Genomic DNA, 19,096 nt, shown 5'->3' on the forward strand with positions numbered 1-19,096 from the left:
CCCCACACACGATCGGAGTGGACTCGTGCAGCCCACCAGATGGACGGCGTCCGTGGCGGCCTTCGCGCTGACCGCGAGCCTCGCCGGCGCTCTGGCCGGCACCGCGTCGGCCGCGCAGCAGCCAGATCCCGTACCGCCCCGCCCCTCCCGGGCCGACCGGGCCGTGGCCGCCGCCGATGCGGCCGTGCGCAGCGGCCTGGACGGCCTGGTCAACCAGCCGCAGCAGCAGTACGACCGCAGGCTGGTCACCCCCTGGGTGCAGGACCTGTACTCGGTCGCGTACGAGCGCAGCTACCGGGGCCTGCCGGTCGTCGGCGGCGACGCGGTGGTCCTCGCGGACGGGGAGGGCAAGGTCCGCGCCCTCCAGTCGGCCTCCTCGACCGTGATCGACGTGTCGGTCACGCCGACGGTCACCGCCAAGGCCGCCGAGTCCTCCTCCCGGGCCGAGCTGGCGAGGGTGGACAAGGTCGAGAGCAGCCGCCTGGTCGTCCGGCTCAAGGACGACAGGCCGGTCCTGGCCTGGGAGACGGTCCTGACGGGATCGGCCAAGTCGGCGCCCAGCCGGATGCACGTCTACGTGGACGCCCGGACCGGCAAGGTCGTCGACCGCTGGGACGAGGTCGTCGCGGGCACCGGCAACAGCAAGTGGAACGGACCCAACCCGCTGACGGTCGACACCACCGCGTCCGGCGGCACCTACTCCCTGCGCGACCCGAACCGCCCGGGCCTGAGCTGCCAGGACTACAGCACCGGCACCGTCTTCTCGAAGTCCTCGGACTCCTGGGGCACCGGCAACCCGACCTCCAAGGAGACCGGGTGCACGGACCTGATGTTCGCCGCACAGAAGCAGTGGGACATGCTCCGCCAGTGGCTCGGCCGCAACGGCGTCGACGGAAACGGCCGCAGCTTCCCGGGCAAGGTCGGACTGAACGACCTCAACGCGTACTGGGACGGCGGCTCCGTCACCATCGGCCACAACAGCGCCAACGAGTGGATCGCCGGCATCGACGTGGTGGGCCACGAGTACGGGCACGCCATCGACACCAACACCCCCGGCGGCACCAGCGGCCAGGAGGCCGGGCTGGGCGAGGGCACCGGAGACATCTTCGGCGCCCTGACCGAGGCGTACGCCAACGAGCCCGCCCCGTACGACACTCCCGACTACACCGTCGGCGAGATGATCAACCTCCAGGGCCGCGGCCCGATCCGGAACATGTACAACCCCTCGGCGGTCAACAACGACCCGTCCTGCTACAGCTCCTCCATACCGAGCACCGAGGTGCACGCGGCCGCGGGGCCCCTGAACCACTGGTTCTACCTGCTGGCCGAGGGCAGCAGCCCCGGCGGCGGCAAGCCGAGCAGCAGCACCTGCAACCAGTCCACGGTGACCGGCGTGGGCGTCCAGAACGCCGGCAAGATCTTCTACGGCGGCATGCTGCTCAAGACCAGCAGCATGTCGTACAAGAAGTACCGGACGGCGACGCTGAGTTCCGCGAAGACCCTCGACGCGAGCTGCGACCTGTTCAACAAGACCAAGGCCGCCTGGGACGCCATCAGCGTGCCCGCCCAGTCCGGCGACCCGGCCTGCACCCCCAGCGGACAGGGTGACTTCTCGCTCACCCTCAACCCGGCCTCGGGCAGCGTGCAGCAGGGCGCCTCGGTGACCACCACCGTGGCCACCAGCACCACCACCGGCCAGGCCCAGCAGGTGACCCTCTCCGCGAGCGGCCTGCCCGCCGGGGTCACCGCCTCCTTCAGCCCGGCCACCGTGCAGTCCGGCCAGTCCTCCACCCTGACCCTGACCGCGAGCTCCACCACGGCCCCCGGCCCGGCCACGGTCACCGTCAAGGGCCAGGGCGCCTCCCTCGCGCACACCGCCGACTACGCCCTGACCGTCGGCGGCGGCCAGGGCGACCCCACCACCCCGCCGGACATCAGCGCGGCCAACGTCCAGGCCCACCTGAACCAGCTGGGCACCATCGCCACGCAGAACGGCGGCAACCGCCGCGCCGGCAGCGGCGGCCACACCCAGTCCCTCGCGTACATCAAGGGCAAGCTCCAGACCGCCGGCTACACCGTCACCGAGCAGAACTGCACCTCCTGCACCTACCCGTCGAACAACCTGATCGCCGACTGGCCGGGCGGCCCCGAAGACCAGACCGTGATGTTCGGCGCCCACCTCGACAGCGTCTCCGCCGGCCCGGGCATCAACGACAACGGCTCCGGCTCCGCGACCCTGCTGGAGAACGCGCTGGTCCTGGCCCAGAAGAACCCCACCATGACCAAGCACGTGCGCTTCGCCTGGTGGACCGACGAGGAACAGGGCCTCAACGGCTCGAAGTTCTACGTGGGCCAGCTCGGCAGCGCCCAGCGCGCCGCCATCAAGGGCTACTACAACTTCGACATGGTCGGCTCGCCCAACGGCGGCTACTTCATCAACAACCTGAACTCCACCACGGCCGCGCCCCTGAAGGCGTACTGGACCTCGCTGAACCTCGCCCCCGAGGAGAACACCGAGGGCCAGGGCCGCAGTGACGACTACTCCTTCCAGCAGGCGGGCATCCCCACCTCCGGCTACGCGGCCGGCGCCAGCGCCCGCAAGACCTCCGCGCAGGCCGCGAAGTGGGGCGGCACCGCGAACGCCGCCTACGACTCCTGCTACCACAGCTCCTGCGACACACCGAGCAACATCAGCGCCACGACCCTGGACCGCAGTGCCGACGGGGTCGCCTACGCCATCTGGAAGCAGGCCGTCGGCAACGGCACCCCCGCCTCCGACTTCTCCGTCGCCACCTCCCCCGCCGCCGGCACCGCCGCCCCGGGCTCCAGCGTCACCGCGACGGTGAACACCGCCACCGTCAGCGGCAGCCCCCAGAACCTCGCCCTGACGGTCTCGGGCGCCCCGGCCGGCGTCACCGCCACCGTCAGCCCGTCCTCCGTGCAGTCCGGGCAGTCCGCCACCCTCACCGTCCAGGTCGCGGCGGGCACCGCGCCCGGCACGGCCACCCTGACCGTGACCGGCACCGGCACCACCACCCACAGCACCACGTACACCCTGACGGTCAGCGGGGGCGGCGGCTCCTGCACCCCCGCCCAGGTCGTCGCCAACGGCGGCTTCGAGAACGGCGCGAGCCCCTGGAACGCCACCTCCGGGGTCATCACCAACCAGGCCGGAGAGGCCCCGCACGCCGGCGCCTACATGGCGTGGCTGAACGGCTGGGGCTCCCCGCGCACCGACAGCGCCTCGCAGTCCCTGACCCTCCCGGCCGGCTGCTCCTCGGCCCGCCTCGCCTTCTACCTGCACATCGACACCGACGAGACCGAGAGCACCGCCTACGACACGTTCACCGTCTCGGTGGGCGGCCAGACCCTGGAGACCCTGTCCAACGTGGACGCGGGCTCCGGGTACACGCTCAAGAGCTATGACGTCTCCCCGTTCGCCGGGCAGACCGTCACCCTGCTGTTCCAGGGGGTGGAGGACCAGTCCCTCCAGACCTCCTTCGTGGTCGACGACGTCACCCTCCAGGTGAGCTGACCGACCCCGCAGTGCCCTCCAGGGGCCCGGTCCGGCACCCCGCCGGACCGGGCCTCCGCCGCGTCCGCCCCTGTCCACGGCGTAGGGGAGCACGCCCGGCTTTGGACACGGTGGAGCATCCCGGGCCGCGGGACGCTCCGGCAGGATCCGCAGGAGACGACCCGGCCCCCATCCCAGGAGACACCGCACATGTCCGATATCTCGGTCCGCGCCGCACAGCCCGGGGACTTCGCCCAGTGGCGCGTCCTCTACCGGGGCTACGCCGACTTCTACGGGGTGGAGCAGACCGAGGAGGCCGCCGCGACGGTGTGGGCCTGGATCAACGACCCCGCGCACGAGACCGGCGCCCTGGTCGCCGAGGACGCCGGGGGCCGGCTGGTCGGCCTCGCCCACTACCGCCCGTTCGCCCGTCCGCTGTCCGCGACGACCGGCTGCTTCCTCGACGACCTGTTCGTGGCCCCCGAAGACCGCGGCTGCGGCGCGGCCGACCTGCTGCTCGGCGCCCTGCGCGAGCTCGCGGCGGAGCGCGGCTGGAGCGTCGTACGGTGGATCACCGCCGACGACAACCACCGGGCCCGGGCCAAGTACGACCAGGTGGCCACCCGGACCATGTGGGTCACCTACGACATGGCCCCCGGCCGCTGACCCCTCCCGCTCACCCCTCCCCGGCGGCGTCCGCGCAGGCGGGGCAGACCCGGTCCGCGTACGCCTCGGGGTACCAGGGCGAGCCGGGGTGCTCGGCGGGCCGCCAGGAGGCCGTCTCCATGGCGAAGGTGTCCCGGCCGCAGAGGGTCCTCGGGCCGCGCACGTCGTGCCGGCCCGGAGCGGTCGACGCCGCGTGCACCCGCAGGACGTCCCCGGGGGCGGGCTCCCCGGCGGGGTGCGCGGGGCCCGTCCGGTCGTATTCGTACACCACGACGGTCTCGCTCATACCTCCGACGATAGGCGGGCGGGCCGCACCCCGCCGGGCGGCCGGGAACCGCGCCGGTCAGCGGCAGGAGCCCGCCGCCAGCTCCAGCTCGTCCGCCCACACCGCCGCGTCCCGGGGGCCCACGTGCGGGGCGGCCAGGGAGCGCACCCGGAAGCGGTTGCGCGGCGTGGCCGCGTCCGCTTCGCGGATCATCAGGTCCTGGAGCGCGAGCGGGATCGCGCGGTCCTGAGTGAACCGCAGGAACGTGCGCGGCACCCGCCCCCACTTCTCCGGCAGCCCCCGGGAGTCGGCCGTCCCGATCGCCGCCGATTCGTCGGGCTCCAGGGTGGCGATCAGGGCCCGGACGGCGGCGTCGGGCCAGTCCGCGGCGAGGGCCTCCTTGGCCGCCGCGAAGAACGCGGGGTCGCCGGAACGCCAGTTGGCCCGGTTGACGCCCAGTCCGGGCGGCGTCTCGACCCGGTCCAGCCGGAGCAGGGCGCTGGTGGAGCCCTCGGGGGTGGACATCAGCTGCGCGGCGGAGGTGTGCCCGGTCGCGCAGAACGCGGAGGCGTACACCAGGTGGGAGATCAGCTCGGGCACCCGGTTGGCGACCGCGTTGAGGGTCACCCCGCCCATGCTCTGGCCGACCAGGACCACGGCCCCGAGGCGGGAGGCGCGCCGTACGACGCCCACCACGTGCTCGGCGAAGTCGTCCAGCGTCACCTTCCCGAGCGGCGAGGGCTCGGTGCGCAGCGCCTCCAGGTCCTGCGGGGTCTGGTAGGAGACCGGGTAGTAGGCGCCGCGCCCGTGCCCGGGCAGGTCGACGGCGACCGCCTTGTGCCCGCGCAGGGCCAGCTCGGCGACGACGGGTGCCCACCCGTAGGAGTTGCCGCCGGCCCCGTGCACGAGCACGAACACGGGCGCCGCGCACCGCCGCTCGTCGGCCCGCGCGACGGACCCTCCAACCCCCACAGCGGCAACCGCCCCCGCCCCGGCCACGGCCGCCTTCAGCACCCCGCGCCGGGACCGCGCTCCGGAACCTGTGGTGTCATCGATTTCGTTCATGAGGCCGACTCTAGGAGGGGGCTCCCGCCTCGTCGGTCAATTCCGGACACCGCTGCCGAGGCTCCGTCAGACGACGGCCTCCTTGTCGTGCACGCCACCCACACAGGTCCACAATCCCGTCGAGGGGTCGTACTGGACCTGTCCGCCGGTCGCCTCACACGTCTTCGTGTCCACGTCGGCCTGTGCCGCGTTGGCCCCGGCGCCGAGAACGGCGAATACCACGACGGCGATGAACCCGAGAACCCTTGTGCGCATGGGGACCTCCCGAAAGGACGGGGCAGGGGACAACACCAGTTTCACCCCGCCCGGGGTGGGGGCGCACCCGCTGCCTCCTCCGGGGGCGGCCGCTCCGGTACGGCAGGAAACTGGTGCCATGGCGAACAGACCCGTGGTGGACGTGGGAGGGCCGAATGCGCTCGGGTGGCGGAAGGTCACGATCGACGACAAGCCCGCCGGGCAAGTGCGCTCCGTCCAGGAACTGCAGAAACTGCTGCGCCATGCCGGCGTCCCTTTCGAAATCGACATCCGCTGGCACGGCGGGGACGCCAACGCCTGGCCGGACCGCGCGTGCCGCAGACGGGTTTACGGCCTCGTCATGGCGGTCGGTCTGCTGGCGACCGCGTACGTTTTCGTCAGGATCGGCGCATCGGACACGTTCACCGCCCTGACCTACCCCGGGCGCATCACGGGGTTCATATTCCTCCTCACCGCCCTGGCCGAAGTGGCGGCCGCGGCGGCCACCTTCGACTACTGGGGCCGGCGGGATATCAAGTACTCGGGCACGGTCATCCTGATCGGGACCGCTGCCGCCCTCACCGCCAGCGCCGTACTGCTCATCATGCAGGTCAGGGGCGGGAAGTACACGCCCTGGCTGCTGCTCTGGTGCGTCCTCGTGCCGTGGTCGCTCTGGGCCCTGTCGGTCCTCGTCCGCGACCGGGCATGGAAAGGCCTCCCCAATCCCCGGCGCATCGCGATCGGGGTGGTCATCTCCACCCTCCTGGCATTCGCCAACCTCGCGTACACCCACGTCTACGTCCCCTACACGACAGCTCCGCTGATAGAGATCACGGCCACGTTCGGAACGGCGACCTTCAACGACGAGCGGACGAAGCTGTTCGTTCCGTTCCACCTCCAGGTGAAGAACTCCGGTCAGATTCCCGTGTACGTCCTCGGCAGCATCTACTGGGTCCGCGGCCAGCCCCTCAGCACGAAGCCGCAGGATGCCCGGAAACAGCGGCTGCTCAGCTCGGACGAGTTCATCCAGCCGTCGGGCCGTCCGTTGAATCCGGGAGAGGAATGGGCGGAGGACGAGGTGGCCCTCATCGACGGACCACGCGAGGCCCCGTACGAAACCCTCAAGATCGAAACAGAGGCGTGGGTGGCCAGGAAGGACAGAATGGCGATCACCACCGACTACGTGACCAAGAGGATGAACGCGTCGGTACTCGTGGCCCAGCACCTCGACAAGGACCCGCCGGGCCCGGAGCCGCCGTACTTCAGATATCAGGGAAGCGTCAAGAACAGCAACGAGATACTCAACATGACCCGGGGCCGGCAACGCATCACCCTGTGGCACACCACGAACTCCCAGCCCTACCTCTACGTCAACCTCGCGCCGCCCGACGAGAAGAAGCCCTTCGTCCCCACCAACCCCACCGCGGACGAGAAGAATTCCGTCAGGTACGGGCTCACCAAGGTGCGCGGCTCCATGACCCAGAAGCCCTTCGCGGAACTCCTGGAGAAGGCGGAGGCGCAGGCCGATCGCCGCCCGCCCGCGACGACGCCCCCGAGCCCGGGTCCCGCGTCGCGGCCGTGACGGCGGCCCACCCCTGAGCGGCGGCCGCGGACGGACGGTCCGACGGGCCATCAGGTCAAGCGTCCCGGACTCTTGACTCCTTACGCGCCAGTAGCGATTCTCATGCCCACCATTGTGCCGGGCATGACAATTCATGCCTCGGTCCGACCGCGCTCTCCGCCGACCGAAGGCATGAGTGATCACCTTGACCCCTCACCCTCCACCGCGTCCGCGCCGCCGCCGCGGGCGCCCCTTCGCCTTGCTCTCCCTCCTCCTCGCCGTGATCGCCATGGCGCTCGCCCCCGCGCCCAGCTCCGCCGCCGACTCCGCCTCGGATCCCGGCTGGTGGAACCCCACCGCCCGGCCGCAGCCGGACTCCGGCATCAACGTGACCGGTGAGCCCTTCAAGGGCACCGCCCCCGACGGCAAGGTCCGCGGCTTCGTCGACGCGCACGACCACCTGATGTCCAACGAGGGCTTCGGCGGCCGGCTCATCTGCGGCAAGCCCTTCTCCGAACTCGGCGTCGCCGACGCCCTCAAGGACTGCCCCGAGCACTACCCCGACGGCACCCTCGCCGTCTTCGACTTCATCACCAAGGGCGGCGACGGCAAGCACGACCCCGTCGGCTGGCCCACGTTCAAGGACTGGCCCGCCCACGACTCGCTGACCCACCAGCAGAACTACTACGCCTGGGTCGAGCGGGCCTGGCGCGGCGGCCAGCGGGTCCTCGTCAACGACCTCGTCACCAACGGGGTGATCTGCTCGGTCTACTTCTTCAAGGACCGCGGCTGCGACGAGATGACCGCCATCCGCCTCGAAGCCCAGAAGACGTACGACATGCAGGCGTTCGTCGACAAGATGTACGGCGGCCCCGGAAAAGGCTGGTTCCGGATCGTCACCAGCTCCGACCAGGCCCGCGAGGTGATCAAGCAGGGCAAGCTGGCCGTCGTGATGGGCGTGGAGACCTCCGAGCCCTTCGGCTGCAAGCAGGTCCTCGACGTCGCGCAGTGCTCCAAGGAGGACATCGACCGGGGCCTGGACGAGCTGTACAAGCTGGGCGTGCGCAGCATGTTCCTGTGCCACAAGTTCGACAACGCCCTGTGCGGGGTGCGCTTCGACGAGGGCGCCCTGGGCACGGCGATCAACGTCGGCCAGTTCCTGTCGACCGGAACCTTCTGGCAGACCGAGCAGTGCACGGGCCCGCAGAAGGACAACCCGATCGGCCTCGCGCCCGCTCCCGCGGCGCAGAAGGAGCTCCCGGCGGGCGTGGCGGTGCCCTCGTACTCCGCGGACGCCCGGTGCAACACCCGCGGGCTCACCGCACTCGGCGAGTACGCCGTGCGCGGCATGATGAAGCGGAAGATGATGCTCGAGGTCGACCACATGAGCGTCAAGGCCGCGGGCCGGGCCTTCGACATCCTGGAGTCCGAGTCGTACCCGGGCGTGATCTCCTCGCACAGCTGGATGGACCTCGGCTGGACCGAACGCCTCTACAAGCTGGGCGGTTTCGCCGCCCAGTACATGAACGGCTCGGAGGCCTTCAGCGCGGAGGCCAAGCGCACGGACGCGCTCCGCGAGAAGTACCACGTCGGCTACGGCTACGGCACCGACATGAACGGCGTCGGCGGCTGGCCCGGCCCGCGCGGGGCCGGCACCCCCAACCCGGTGAAGTACCCCTTCCGCAGCACCGACGGCGGCTCGGTCATCGACCGGCAGACCGCCGGGCAGCGCACCTGGGACCTCAACACCGACGGCGCCGCCCACTACGGGCTGGTCCCCGACTGGATCGAGGACATCCGGCTGGTCGGCGGCCAGGACGTGGTGGACGACCTGTTCAGGGGCGCCGAGTCCTACCTCACCACCTGGGGCGCCTCCGAGAAGCACCAGGGCAGCGTCAACCTCGCCACCGGGTCCGCCGCCTCGGCGTCCACCTCGCAGTGGTGGAACCCCTTCGTGGACTACTCCCCCGCCCGCGCCGTGGACGGCGACTCCGGCACCCGCTGGGCCAGCGAGTGGAACGACGGCCAGTGGCTGCGCATCGACCTCGGCTCCGCGCACCGCATCGGCCGGGTCACCCTCGACTGGGAGGCCGCGTACGCGAAGGCCTACCGGATCGAGACGTCCACGGACGGCTCGAACTGGCAGCCGGTCTGGTCCACGACCGACGGCGACGGCGGCCTGGACACCGCCCGGTTCGACGGGGTGACGGCCCGCTACCTCAGGGTCCAGGGGGTCCAGCGCGGCACCCAGTGGGGCTACTCCCTGCACGAGGTCGGCGTCTTCAGCAGCTGACCCGCGCCCGAAGCCGAGGGCCGGCCGGACCGGGTGGACCGGTCCGGCCGGCCCCGGCCGCTCCCCCCAGCCGCGAAAGAGGGACCCGATGCCGCGGATGCCGTCGGCCGACCGGCGCAGACAGCTGACCGAGGCGGCGATCCGCGCGATGACCCGCGACGGGGCCGCACGCACCACGACCCGTTCCATCGCCGCCGAGGCGGGCGTCTCGCTGAGCGTCGTCCACTACTGCTTCGACTCCAAGGCGGAGCTGCTCGAAGCCGTCATCGAGGCGATCACCGCCCACAGCGTCGCGCTCGTACGGGAGGCGATCCGCCGCAGGCCCACCCTGCACGAGACCGTCCGGGCCGGCTTCCAGGCGTACTGGGACCACGTGTGCGCCCAGCCCGGCGAACACATGCTGACCTACGAGCTCACCCAGTACGCCCTGCGGCGCCCGGGGCTGGAGCACCTGGCACACCGCCAGTACACGAGGTACCAGGAGACGTACGAGGAACTCATCGTCCAACTGAGCGGTGCCATGGGGCTCGTTCCGCGCCTGCCGGTGCCGGTCCTGGCCCGCTACCTGGCCGCCATGACCGACGGGCTGACGCTCAGCGCCCTGGCGCTCGGCGAGACGCGCACCCCGCACGACCCGGCCCGCGCCCGCGCCGGCGCACCCGTCCTCGACCTGATGACCGACCAGGTGACCGCCCTGCTCGGCCGCTGATGCGGCGGCCTCCCGCGGGCGGGCGGCGGGTCAGGCCGGGTCCGCCGCCTGCCAGACGGTGGTGATGTTGCAGAACTCCCGGATGCCGTGCCCGGACAGCTCCCGCCCGTAGCCCGAGCGCTTGACGCCGCCGAAGGGCAGGGCGGGGTGGGAGGCCGTCATGCCGTTGACGAAGATGCCGCCCGCCTCCAGCTCCTGGACGAACCGGTCCAGGTCGGCGTCGTCCCGGGTCCACACGTTCGAACTCAGCCCGAACGGTGTGTGGTTGGCCCGCTCCACGGCCTCGTCCAGGCTGCCCACCCGGTACAGGGTGGCGACCGGCCCGAAGGTCTCCTCCAGGTCGATCCGCATCGCCGGGGTGACGTCGGCCAGCACGGTGGGCTCGTAGAACCAGCCGTCGGGGTGCTCCGGCGGCCGCCGCCCCCCGCACAGGACCGTGGCCCCTTGCCGGACGGCGTCGTCGACCAGCTCCTCCACGTCGGCGCGGCCGCTCTCGGTGGCCAGCGGGCCGACGTCCGTGGACTCCTGCATCGGGTCGCCAACGGTCAGGGCCGCCATGCCCTCCGTGAAGAGGCGGGCGAACTCCTCGTAGACGTCGGTGTGGACGATGAACCGCTTGGCGGCGATGCAGGACTGGCCGTTGTTCTGCACGCGCGCGGTCACGGCGGTCTTCGCGGCGCGGGCGATGTCGGCGGAGGGCATCACGATGTACGGGTCGCTGCCGCCCAGCTCCAGGACGGTCTTCTTCACCTCGTCCCCGGCGACCGAGGCCACCGCCCGTCCGGCCGGCTCGCTGCCGGTCAGGGTGGCCGCGGCCACCCTGGGGTCGCGCAGGATGCCCTCGACGGGGCCCGAGCCGATCAGGAGGGTCTGGAAGCAGCCCTCCGGGAAGCCGGCCCGCCGGAAGAGGTCCCCCAGGTAGAGGGCCGTCTGGGGGACGTTGGAGGAGTGCTTCAGCAGGCCCACGTTGCCGGCCATGAGCGCGGGCGCGGCGAACCGCACGACCTGCCAGAGCGGGAAGTTCCACGGCATGACCGCGAGCACCACGCCGAGCGGCCGGTAGCGCACCCGGACGGCCGAGGCCCCCGCGTCGCGGACGTCGGAGTCGGCGGGGCGTTCGTCGGCGAGGAGGCCCTCCGCGTGGGCGGCGTACCAGCGCATGGCCTTGACGCACTTGGCCGCCTCGGCACGGGCGGCGGCGAGCGGCTTGCCCATTTCGATGGTCATGGTGCGGGCGATGTCCTCGCCCTCGGCCTCGAGGAGGCCGGCCGCGCGGTTCAGCAGGGCGGAGCGTTCGGCGAAGGTGGTGCGGCGGTAGGTGACGGCGGTGCGCGCGGCCTCGTCCAGGCAGCGTTCGATGCCGTCGGCGTCGAGCGCGTCGAAGGTGCGCAGGGTCCGGCCTGTCGTGGGGTTGACGGTGGCGATGGGCATGGTCCGACCTTCCTGGGAGGGAGCCGCCCCACCGACCCTGCCCGCCCCGTCGCGTCGGCGCAACGCGAGGACCGGCCGTCCCCGCCCCGGGGGGCCCGGGGCGGGGACGCCGACCGGGAGCGGGTGGTGCGTTCCCCCGCCGGCACGCTTGCCCGCCGGGTCCGCCGCGGTCGCACAATGGGATCGGGAGACCCGGGGGACCCGGAGGATCCGGTCGAGCCGGGCGGGAGGCGGACGGGCCGTGGACGAGCGGGCGCAGGACGAGCCGGAGCGCCGCCGCGCGTGGGCCCGGGAGCTGGTGGCGGGGCTCACCGCCGCCGAGGACCTCGACCGGGCCCTGGCCGCCGTACTCGACCCGGAACCGGACCTGTCGGCGGAGAACGACGCCCGCCGCGCCCGCGCCGTGCACGCGGCCGCACTGGGCCTGGGCCCGGCGGGCTGCGCCGCGGCGGCGGGGATCCCGGAGGCGCTGTTCGCCGGGTGGCGGGCCCAGGACCCCGCCTTCGAGGCCGCGCTCGCGGCGGCGACGGCCCTGGCCGCGGCGCACCGGGGCCCGGAACGGGGGCGGATCGGCGGGCTCGGGCTGCGGCTGTTCCTGCAGGCCGTGGCCCGGGGCGCGCACACCGGCAGCGCCGCGTCGAGCGTGGGCCTGCGCTCCGACCAGCTGCTGCGGCTGCGCCGGGCGAACCCGCTGGTGGCCGCCCTCGTGGACGCGGCCGTCCAGCAGGCGAGGGGCCTGCGCGGCGGCGAACGCCGGCCGAAGCGCACCCCCGCCTACCGCCTGGTCACCCTCCGCGACCCGGGCCCCCGCCCGGCCGCAACGGAGGGACCGGAGGAACCAGTTTGACCGCGACGGCCGGACCGGACGGGACGGAAGGTGCCCGCCCGTACGAGCCTGCGCACCCGGAAGGCGCCCCGGGAGCTACACGCGGCGGAACGGGCCCGGTCGTGCGGGCCGACGCGGCCAGTAGGCGACCCGGGAGCTACGCGGGACGGGACATGCCCGGTCGGGCGGCCCGACGCGGCCAGAAGGCGGCCCGGCAGCTACACGCGGCGGGACGGGAGCCCCGCCGTGCGGGCCCGCGCGCCCAGAAGGCGCCCCGGGAGCTACACGCGGCGGTGTGTGCCCGGTCGGGCGGAACGGAGCGCCCGCAAGGCGGCCCGGCGGCGGCTCGGGGCCCCGCCCGTACGAGCCCGCGCGCCCGGAAGGTGCCCCGGGAGCTACACGTGGCGCAACGGGCCCCCTCGCACGCGCGGGCGCGGCCGAAGGCGGTCCCGGGGCTACGGGCGGCGGCGGGGCTTGCCTCGCTTGGGGGTGGACGCGCCGCCGCGGGCATTCGGCTTGCCCCCGGACTTCGCCGCCGGCTTGCCGGCCGTCCGCGGCTTGCCGCCGGTCTTCTTCGCCGCCGCGGCCTTGCGGTCCTGCTTGGGCTGCGGCTGCGCGGACTGGCGGCCGCGCGAGCTGTTGACCGTGCGGCCCCGGACGATCCCGATGAAGTCCTCGACCATGTCGGTGGTCTTCTCCTCCGGCCAGGACAGCGCGACCCGCGAGGCGGGGGCGTCCGTGACCGGCCGGTAGGTGAGGTCCTTGCGGTGGTGCAGCCGGGCGAGGGACTGCGGGACGACGAGCACGCCGATACCGGCCGCCACCAGCTCGATCGCGTCCCCCGTGGTGGCGGGCCGCTCGAACGCCGGCTTGCCGGGCAGGGCCTCCCAGCCGAGGACGTCGTCCAGGGGGTGGAGCACGATCTCGTCGGCCAGGTCCTCGGTCGACACCTCGTCCACGGCGGCCACGACGTGGTCCTTGGGGACCACCACCACGGTGGTCTCGGTGTAGAGCGGGATCGCGCTGAGGTCCGTGCCGTCCACCGGCAGCCGGACGAACCCGGCGTCGGCGTCACCGGCGCGCAGCGCGGCGAACGCCTCGGCGGCGCCGACGCCGACGAGGGTCAGCGGGATGTCGGGCAGCCGCTCGTTCCAGATCCGCACCCACTTGGTGGGCGTCACTCCCGGGACATAGGCGAGCCGGAACGAAGGGGATGCATCCGAGCCTGTCACCCCGCAAGGTTACCGGTCGTGGTCGGAGCCCGCGCACATGCTCGATACCCTTGGAGCATGACGTCGCACCAGAGCACCCAGACGATGAAGCCCGCGACCGCGGCGAAGAAGCTGGGTGTGTACCTCGAGGCCACCCCCGCAGAGTTCCAGGAGGGTGTCGTCTCGCGCACCGAGCTGAACGCACTCCAGGCCGAGCCGCCCGCCTGGCTGGTGGAGCTGCGGCGCAACGGCCCGCACCCGCGCCCGGTCGTCGCCTCGAAGCTCGGCGTCTCCATCGCCGGTCTCGCCCGCGGCGGGGTCACCGAGGCGCTCACCACCGAGCAGATCGAGGCCCTGAAGCAGGACAACCCGGAGTGGCTGCAGAAGGAGCGCGCCACCCAGGCCGAGGTCCGCAAGGAGGCCGTCCGCATCAAGGAGAAGCAGGCGGAGAAGGCGCAGAAGGACGCGGAGAAGCGTTCCTGAACCCCTCCCCCGCACGCACGACGGCCGGGCCGGGTCCCTCGGGACCCGGCCCGGCCGTTCTCGTACGCGGGACCGTCAGCCGGCGTGGACGTGGGGGCGGCGGGAGCGGTCGGGTTCGGCCTCACGGATGACCTCGCGGGTGACCGGGGCGACCTCGCCCTGGCCGAAGAGGAAGAACCGCAGGAAGTTGGCCATCGGGTTGCCCTCGGTCCACTCGAAGTAGATGTGCGGGCGCTGCCCCGTCTCGTCGCGGACGTGCAGCAGCAGCGCGGCGAGGGCGTTGGGGATGGTGGAGCTCTCCAGGGTCAGGACCCGGTAGCGGCCGTGGAGCACCTCGCCCCGGACCTTGAGCCCGGACTCGAACTCGGACGGGTCGAGGACGGTGACCTCGACGAACATGACGTCGTCGCCGTCCGGGATGTCGTTATCGGCCCGGATCTGCGCGACCTTGTCGCGGTACTCGGCCTTGTCGCGGTGGTCCGGCTCGTTCGCGATGAAACGTATCGTCCGGTTCGCGGTGTCTCGGATGAACCGCTGGGCCATGTCGTCGAGCTCCACGTGCGTCACGCGCAGCTCGAAGACGCGGGCGAGGCGGGAGAGCAGGGACAGGGCCATGATCCCGCCGATGAAGCAGGCGCCGATCTTCACGCCGTCGGGGCGCTCGACCACGTTCACGGCGGTCGTGTAGATGAAGACGGCGGAGATGATCCCGAAGCCGATGGTCCAGCCGCGTTCGCCGGCCTTGCGGGCGGCGATGGTGACGGCGACGGCGGCCGAGGTGATCAGTACGAGGACGCCGGTGGCGTAGGCGCCGCCCTGGGCGTCGACGTCGGCGTTGAAGAGCCAGGTCACCAGGAAGGCGATCAGCGTGAAGACGATCACCATCGGGCGCAGGGCCCGGGCCCAGTGCGGGGCCATGCCGTAACGGGGCAGGTAGCGCGGCATCAGGTTGAGCAGGCCGGCCATGGCGGAGGAGCCCGCGAACCACAGGATGAGGATCGTCGAGACGTCGTAGACGGTGCCGAAGGCGGAGCCGAGGTGCTCGTGGGCGAGGTAGGCGAGGGCACGGCCGTTCGCCTCGCCGCCGGACTTGAACTGGTCGGCGGGGATCAGCAGCGTGGTGACGAAGCTGGAGCAGATCAGGAAGACGCTCATGATCACGGCGGCCGTGGTGAGCAGCTTCTTGGTGCCCCTGATCCGCCCGGCCGGGTTCTCGGGGGTGTCGTCGGCGGCGCCCTGGACGTGCGGCATGACGGCGACGCCGGTCTCGAAGCCGGAGAGGCCGAGGGCCAGCTTGGGGAAGACGACGAGCGCGATGGCGATCATCATGAAGGGGTTGCCGTGCTCGGTGGTCAGGGCGTCCGACCAGTCGGCGACGACGTGCGGTTCGGTGATCACCTGCCAGAGGCCGACGGCGACGACGACCGCGTTGAGGGCGAGGTAGGTGGAGACCAGGACCACGGCGACCCCGATGGCCTCGCTGAAGCCCTTGAGGAAGACCGCCCCGAGCAGGGCGACCAGGATCAGGGTGATCAGCACCTCGTGCCCGTGCAGGGTGCTCGTCAGGTGCGGGTTCTCGACCATGTGGGCGGTCGCATCGGCGGCCGACAGGGTGATGGTGATCAGGAAGTCGGTGGCCGCGAACCCGAGGAGGGTGAGGACGAAGAGCTTGCCCTTCCAGAAGGAGAGCAGCCGTTCCAGCATGGCGATGGAACCCTCGCCGTGCGGGCTCTCCTCGGCCACGCGCCGGTAGACGGGCAGGGCTCCGAAGAGGGTGAGGAGCACCAGCACGATCGTCGCGACCGGCGACAGCAGTCCGGCGGCCAGCGCGGCGATGCCGGGCTGGTAGCCGAGGGTGGAGAAGTAGTCGAGACCGGTCAGGCACATGACGCGCCACCAGGGGCGCCCTTCGTGCGCGGCATCGGCGTGCGACTGCTGTCGGGACCGGTCGGTCAAGCCTTCCAGCATCCACGCGCGCAGGCGTGAGGTGCGGGCAGGGGTGGCCATCGTGGGGGGCTCCTGTCGTGGGGCATGAATCGGCCATCGACACACCGACGGCTGAGCCAGCGTACGCAGCGAGACCGTTTTTGCACGTCAGGCGACCGATCCTGACACTTCCTTAACGCCCATCCGGCCGATGACCCGAAAATCCGACGACTGGTGATCTTCCTCGGGTGAGACTCACCGCATGACCGGAGCCGATTTCAAAGAAGACCTGCGGGTGTACCTCCAGGACGCCCGCGACGCCCTCCTGTGGAAGCTGGAAGGGCTCGGCGAGTACGACGTGCGCCGCCCGCTGACCCCCACCGGGACGAACCTGCTGGGCCTGGTCAAGCACCTGACCAGCGCCGAGGCCCTCTACTTCGGCGCGACCTTCGGCCGCCCCTTCGAGGCACCGGGCCTGTGGATCACGGGCGACGCCGAGCCCAACGCGGACCTGTGGGCCACCCCGGAGGAGTCTCGCGAGCGGATCACCGGGCTCTACCGCGCCGTATGGGCCCACTCGGACGAGACGATCAGGACACTGGACCTCGACGCCGTCGGCCGGGTGGCGTGGGGCGACCGGAACGAGACCACCCTGCACCGGAGCCTCGTGCACATGATCGCCGAGACCGGCCGGCACGCCGGGCACGCCGACATCGTCCGCGAGCTGGTCGACGCCACCACCGGCCTGCGCGCCGACGGCGAGTGCACACCCGACGGCGACACGGCGTGGTGGCGGGAGCACCACGGCCGGGTCGAGCGCGCGGCCCGGGAGGCCGGCCGGGCCGACGGCTCCGCGCCCTAGCGTTCCGGGGCCGCAGGGGGCCGTCGTCACCGCACTGCGCACCGCCCGTTTTCTGGAGGCCGGCCCCGACCTGGTCCGGTCCCCGGCCCCGGCCGCGCCGGGGCCGCGGGAGTCGCAGGAGCACGAGCGGCAGCTGGAGTCCGCCGTGTAGGGTCCGGCACGTTCTTCCCGGCGGCGAGAGCGAGCGGGCCCCGTCCCGAAGGAGGGCCGTCCTGTGGGACGGGGCCCGTCGCCGCCGCTGGTCCTAAAGTGCGGCGAGTTGGCCGACCAGGTCGTCGAGGCCGAGCGAGCCCTGGGCGAGCGCCTTCATGTGCCAGGTCTTGAGGTCGAACGCGGCGCCTTGCCGGCTGCGGGCGGCTTCGCGTCCCCGCAGCCAGGCACGTTCACCGAGTTTGTAGCCGATGGCCTGGCCGGGCCAGCCGAGGTATCGCACGATCTCGCTGTCGCGCAGTTCGGCGGGGCTGCCGTTGTACGTGGCCATGAACTCGGTGGCGAGTTCGGGAGTCCAGCGCTCGCCGGGGTGGAAGCCGGCATCGGCGGGGATGGAGAGGCCCAGGTGCATGCCGATGTCGATGATCACCCGGATGGTGCGCAGCATTTGCTCGTCGAGGAAGCCGAGACGGTGGGCGGGGTCGGTGAGGAAGCCCAGGTCGTCCATGAGTCTTTCGGCGTACAGGGCCCAGCCCTCGATGTTGGCGCTGACCATGCCCAGCGTGGTCTGGTAGCGGCTGAGCCGCTCGGAGTGGGCGACCCACTGGGCGAGTTGCAGGTGGTGTCCGGGGACGCCTTCGTGGTACCAGACGCTGACGAGCTGCCAGGTCGGGAAGGTGTCGCGGCCGAGGGTGGGGAAGTAGGTGCGGCCCGGTCGGCTGAAGTCCAGACTGGGGCCTGAGTAGTACGGTGCCGCGGCGCTGCCGGCCGGCGCGATCAGGGACTCGACCCGGCGCAGGGGGCCGGAGATGTCGAAGTGGGCGCCGTCGAGGGCGGTGATCGCCCGGTCCATGAGCTGCTGCAGCCAGTCGCGGATCGCTTCCGCGCCCTCGACCGCGTGCCCGTGCCGCTCCAGGTGGTGCATGGCCTCCCGGACTCCCGCCCCGGGAAGCACGCGTTCGGCCTCGGCGCGCATCTCGGCGTTGGTGCGGTGGAACTCGCTCCAGGCCCAGGCGTAGGCCTCGTCCAGGTCGAGATCGGCGCCGGTGTGGTGGCGCACGGCGAGCCGGTAGCGTTCCCGCCCGACGGCGTCCGGGGTTCCGACGGTGGCCGGCGCATAGGTGTCGCGCAGCCAGTCGCGGAACCCGGCGACGGCCGCGGTGGCCCGGTGGGCGGCGGCGTCCAGTTCGCCGCGCAGCCGTTCGGGGCCGGGGGAGACGAAGTCGGCGAACCACCCCGCGCCGCCGGTGCCTTCGCCCGTCCAGGCGGTGAGCTGGTCGACGACTGCGATGGCCTGGCGTGGCGCGGCGAGCAGCCGGCGGGATATCCCCTCGGTGAGCGTCGCGCGGTACCCGTCGAGCGCGGCGGGCAGGTTGCGCATGCGCCCGGCCACCGCCGCCCAGTCGTCGTCGGTGGCGGTCGGCATGAAGGTGAAGATGTCCCGTACGTGGTGAACGTGCGCACCGATGTTGCGCAGTTGGCGGAAGTTCTCGCCGGAGTCGTGCAGGGCCAGCCCGGCGGTGAGGCGCTCGCGGAGCAGCCGCGCGCAGGACCGGTCCGCAGGGTCGTCGCCGGTGGGAACGGTGCCGAGTGCGGCCAGGGTGCCCCGGGCGATGTCGGCGAGCGATTCGAACCCCTCGGGGGAGAGATCCGGTTGCCGGGCGTCGCCCGGGTGCAGGCCGAGCCAGGCGGCCTCCAATGGATCGTGCGCGGCCACCTGGTCGAGGTGGCGGTCGGCGATGGCCCGTGCGGTGATCGTTTCATCCGTCATGCCGACATCCTGGCCCAAGCCGACGCCCACCATGATCCAGTCGAACCGGCCCGCCAGGTCGGTTTCGGCCATCCCCGGCGCACATGCTCCTCGGTCTTGCCCCGACTCCCCTCCGGCGTGAAAGAGTTG

Annotated in this window: 15 protein-coding genes; 8 read left to right on the forward strand and 7 right to left on the reverse strand. The window is 72.2% G+C overall.

The annotated features are described in order from the left end of the window. The first annotated feature begins 25 nt into the window (after positions 1 to 25). The gene (locus tag BX286_RS06730) at positions 26 to 3,535 is read left to right on the forward strand and encodes a M28 family peptidase (RefSeq protein ID WP_261993377.1); all 3,510 of its coding nucleotides are present in this window, start codon (positions 26 to 28) and stop codon (positions 3,533 to 3,535) included. Between the two features lie 189 nt (positions 3,536 to 3,724). Continuing rightward, positions 3,725 to 4,180: a GNAT family N-acetyltransferase gene (locus BX286_RS06735; RefSeq protein ID WP_079424639.1), complete on the forward strand. Its 456-nt coding sequence runs from the start codon at positions 3,725 to 3,727 to the stop codon at positions 4,178 to 4,180. A 10-nt stretch (positions 4,181 to 4,190) separates the two neighbouring features. Here BX286_RS06735 and BX286_RS06740 read toward each other — a convergent pair whose 3' ends face one another. From BX286_RS06740 to BX286_RS06750, 3 genes are all read right to left on the reverse strand, one after another. Then, positions 4,191 to 4,466: a hypothetical protein gene (locus BX286_RS06740; RefSeq protein ID WP_100865177.1), complete on the reverse strand. Its 276-nt coding sequence runs from the start codon at positions 4,464 to 4,466 to the stop codon at positions 4,191 to 4,193. A gap of 57 nt (positions 4,467 to 4,523) precedes the next feature. Continuing rightward, complete coding sequence (locus tag BX286_RS06745; protein WP_121014725.1) at positions 4,524 to 5,510, reverse strand: alpha/beta fold hydrolase; 987 nt, start codon at positions 5,508 to 5,510, stop codon at positions 4,524 to 4,526. Positions 5,511 to 5,576: 66 nt separating this feature from the next. Beyond that, positions 5,577 to 5,765: a hypothetical protein gene (locus BX286_RS06750; RefSeq protein WP_148710258.1), complete on the reverse strand. Its 189-nt coding sequence runs from the start codon at positions 5,763 to 5,765 to the stop codon at positions 5,577 to 5,579. Between the two features lie 118 nt (positions 5,766 to 5,883). On the opposite strand from BX286_RS06750, the gene BX286_RS06755 reads away from it, so the two are divergent. The 3 genes from BX286_RS06755 to BX286_RS06765 all read left to right on the forward strand — a co-directional run bounded on the left by BX286_RS06755 (position 5,884) and on the right by BX286_RS06765 (position 10,307). Then, complete coding sequence (locus BX286_RS06755) at positions 5,884 to 7,326, forward strand: hypothetical protein (protein ID WP_121014727.1); 1,443 nt, start codon at positions 5,884 to 5,886, stop codon at positions 7,324 to 7,326. A gap of 268 nt (positions 7,327 to 7,594) precedes the next feature. Beyond that, complete coding sequence (locus BX286_RS06760) at positions 7,595 to 9,598, forward strand: discoidin domain-containing protein (RefSeq protein ID WP_261993619.1); 2,004 nt, start codon at positions 7,595 to 7,597, stop codon at positions 9,596 to 9,598. Between the two features lie 88 nt (positions 9,599 to 9,686). Then, the gene (locus tag BX286_RS06765) at positions 9,687 to 10,307 is read left to right on the forward strand and encodes a TetR/AcrR family transcriptional regulator (RefSeq protein WP_079424651.1); all 621 of its coding nucleotides are present in this window, start codon (positions 9,687 to 9,689) and stop codon (positions 10,305 to 10,307) included. Positions 10,308 to 10,337: 30 nt separating this feature from the next. On the opposite strand, the gene BX286_RS06770 is transcribed toward BX286_RS06765, so the two are convergent. Then, on the reverse strand, positions 10,338 to 11,738 hold the full coding sequence (locus BX286_RS06770; protein WP_079424653.1) for an NADP-dependent succinic semialdehyde dehydrogenase: 1,401 nt from the start codon (positions 11,736 to 11,738) through the stop codon (positions 10,338 to 10,340). 241 nt (positions 11,739 to 11,979) lie between these two features. Here BX286_RS06770 and BX286_RS06775 point away from each other — a divergent pair, with 241 nt between their 5' ends. Next, positions 11,980 to 12,585, forward strand: coding sequence for a hypothetical protein (locus BX286_RS06775; protein WP_079424655.1), 606 nt, complete (start codon positions 11,980 to 11,982; stop codon positions 12,583 to 12,585). A 434-nt stretch (positions 12,586 to 13,019) separates the two neighbouring features. On the opposite strand, the gene BX286_RS06780 is transcribed toward BX286_RS06775, so the two are convergent. Further along, positions 13,020 to 13,796: a LysR family transcriptional regulator substrate-binding protein gene (locus tag BX286_RS06780; protein ID WP_100865172.1), complete on the reverse strand. Its 777-nt coding sequence runs from the start codon at positions 13,794 to 13,796 to the stop codon at positions 13,020 to 13,022. 57 nt (positions 13,797 to 13,853) lie between these two features. Here BX286_RS06780 and BX286_RS06785 point away from each other — a divergent pair, with 57 nt between their 5' ends. After that, positions 13,854 to 14,258, forward strand: a complete 405-nt coding sequence (locus BX286_RS06785) for a DUF5997 family protein (RefSeq protein WP_079424659.1) — start codon at positions 13,854 to 13,856, stop codon at positions 14,256 to 14,258. Positions 14,259 to 14,333: 75 nt separating this feature from the next. Here BX286_RS06785 and BX286_RS06790 read toward each other — a convergent pair whose 3' ends face one another. Beyond that, the gene (locus BX286_RS06790; protein WP_079424661.1) at positions 14,334 to 16,265 is read right to left on the reverse strand and encodes an APC family permease; all 1,932 of its coding nucleotides are present in this window, start codon (positions 16,263 to 16,265) and stop codon (positions 14,334 to 14,336) included. Between the two features lie 181 nt (positions 16,266 to 16,446). On the opposite strand from BX286_RS06790, the gene BX286_RS06795 reads away from it, so the two are divergent. Then, positions 16,447 to 17,046: a DinB family protein gene (locus BX286_RS06795; RefSeq protein ID WP_079424663.1), complete on the forward strand. Its 600-nt coding sequence runs from the start codon at positions 16,447 to 16,449 to the stop codon at positions 17,044 to 17,046. 244 nt (positions 17,047 to 17,290) lie between these two features. Here the strand turns inward: BX286_RS06795 and BX286_RS06800 are convergent, their stop codons facing one another. Next, entirely contained in the window at positions 17,291 to 18,967 is a 1,677-nt protein-coding gene (locus BX286_RS06800) for a DUF885 domain-containing protein (protein ID WP_079431585.1), read from the reverse strand. Between the last annotated feature and the right edge of the window lie 129 nt (positions 18,968 to 19,096).

Source organism: Streptomyces sp. 3211.6 (assembly GCF_003634815.1).
Classification (GTDB): domain Bacteria; phylum Actinomycetota; class Actinomycetes; order Streptomycetales; family Streptomycetaceae; genus Streptomyces; species Streptomyces katrae_A.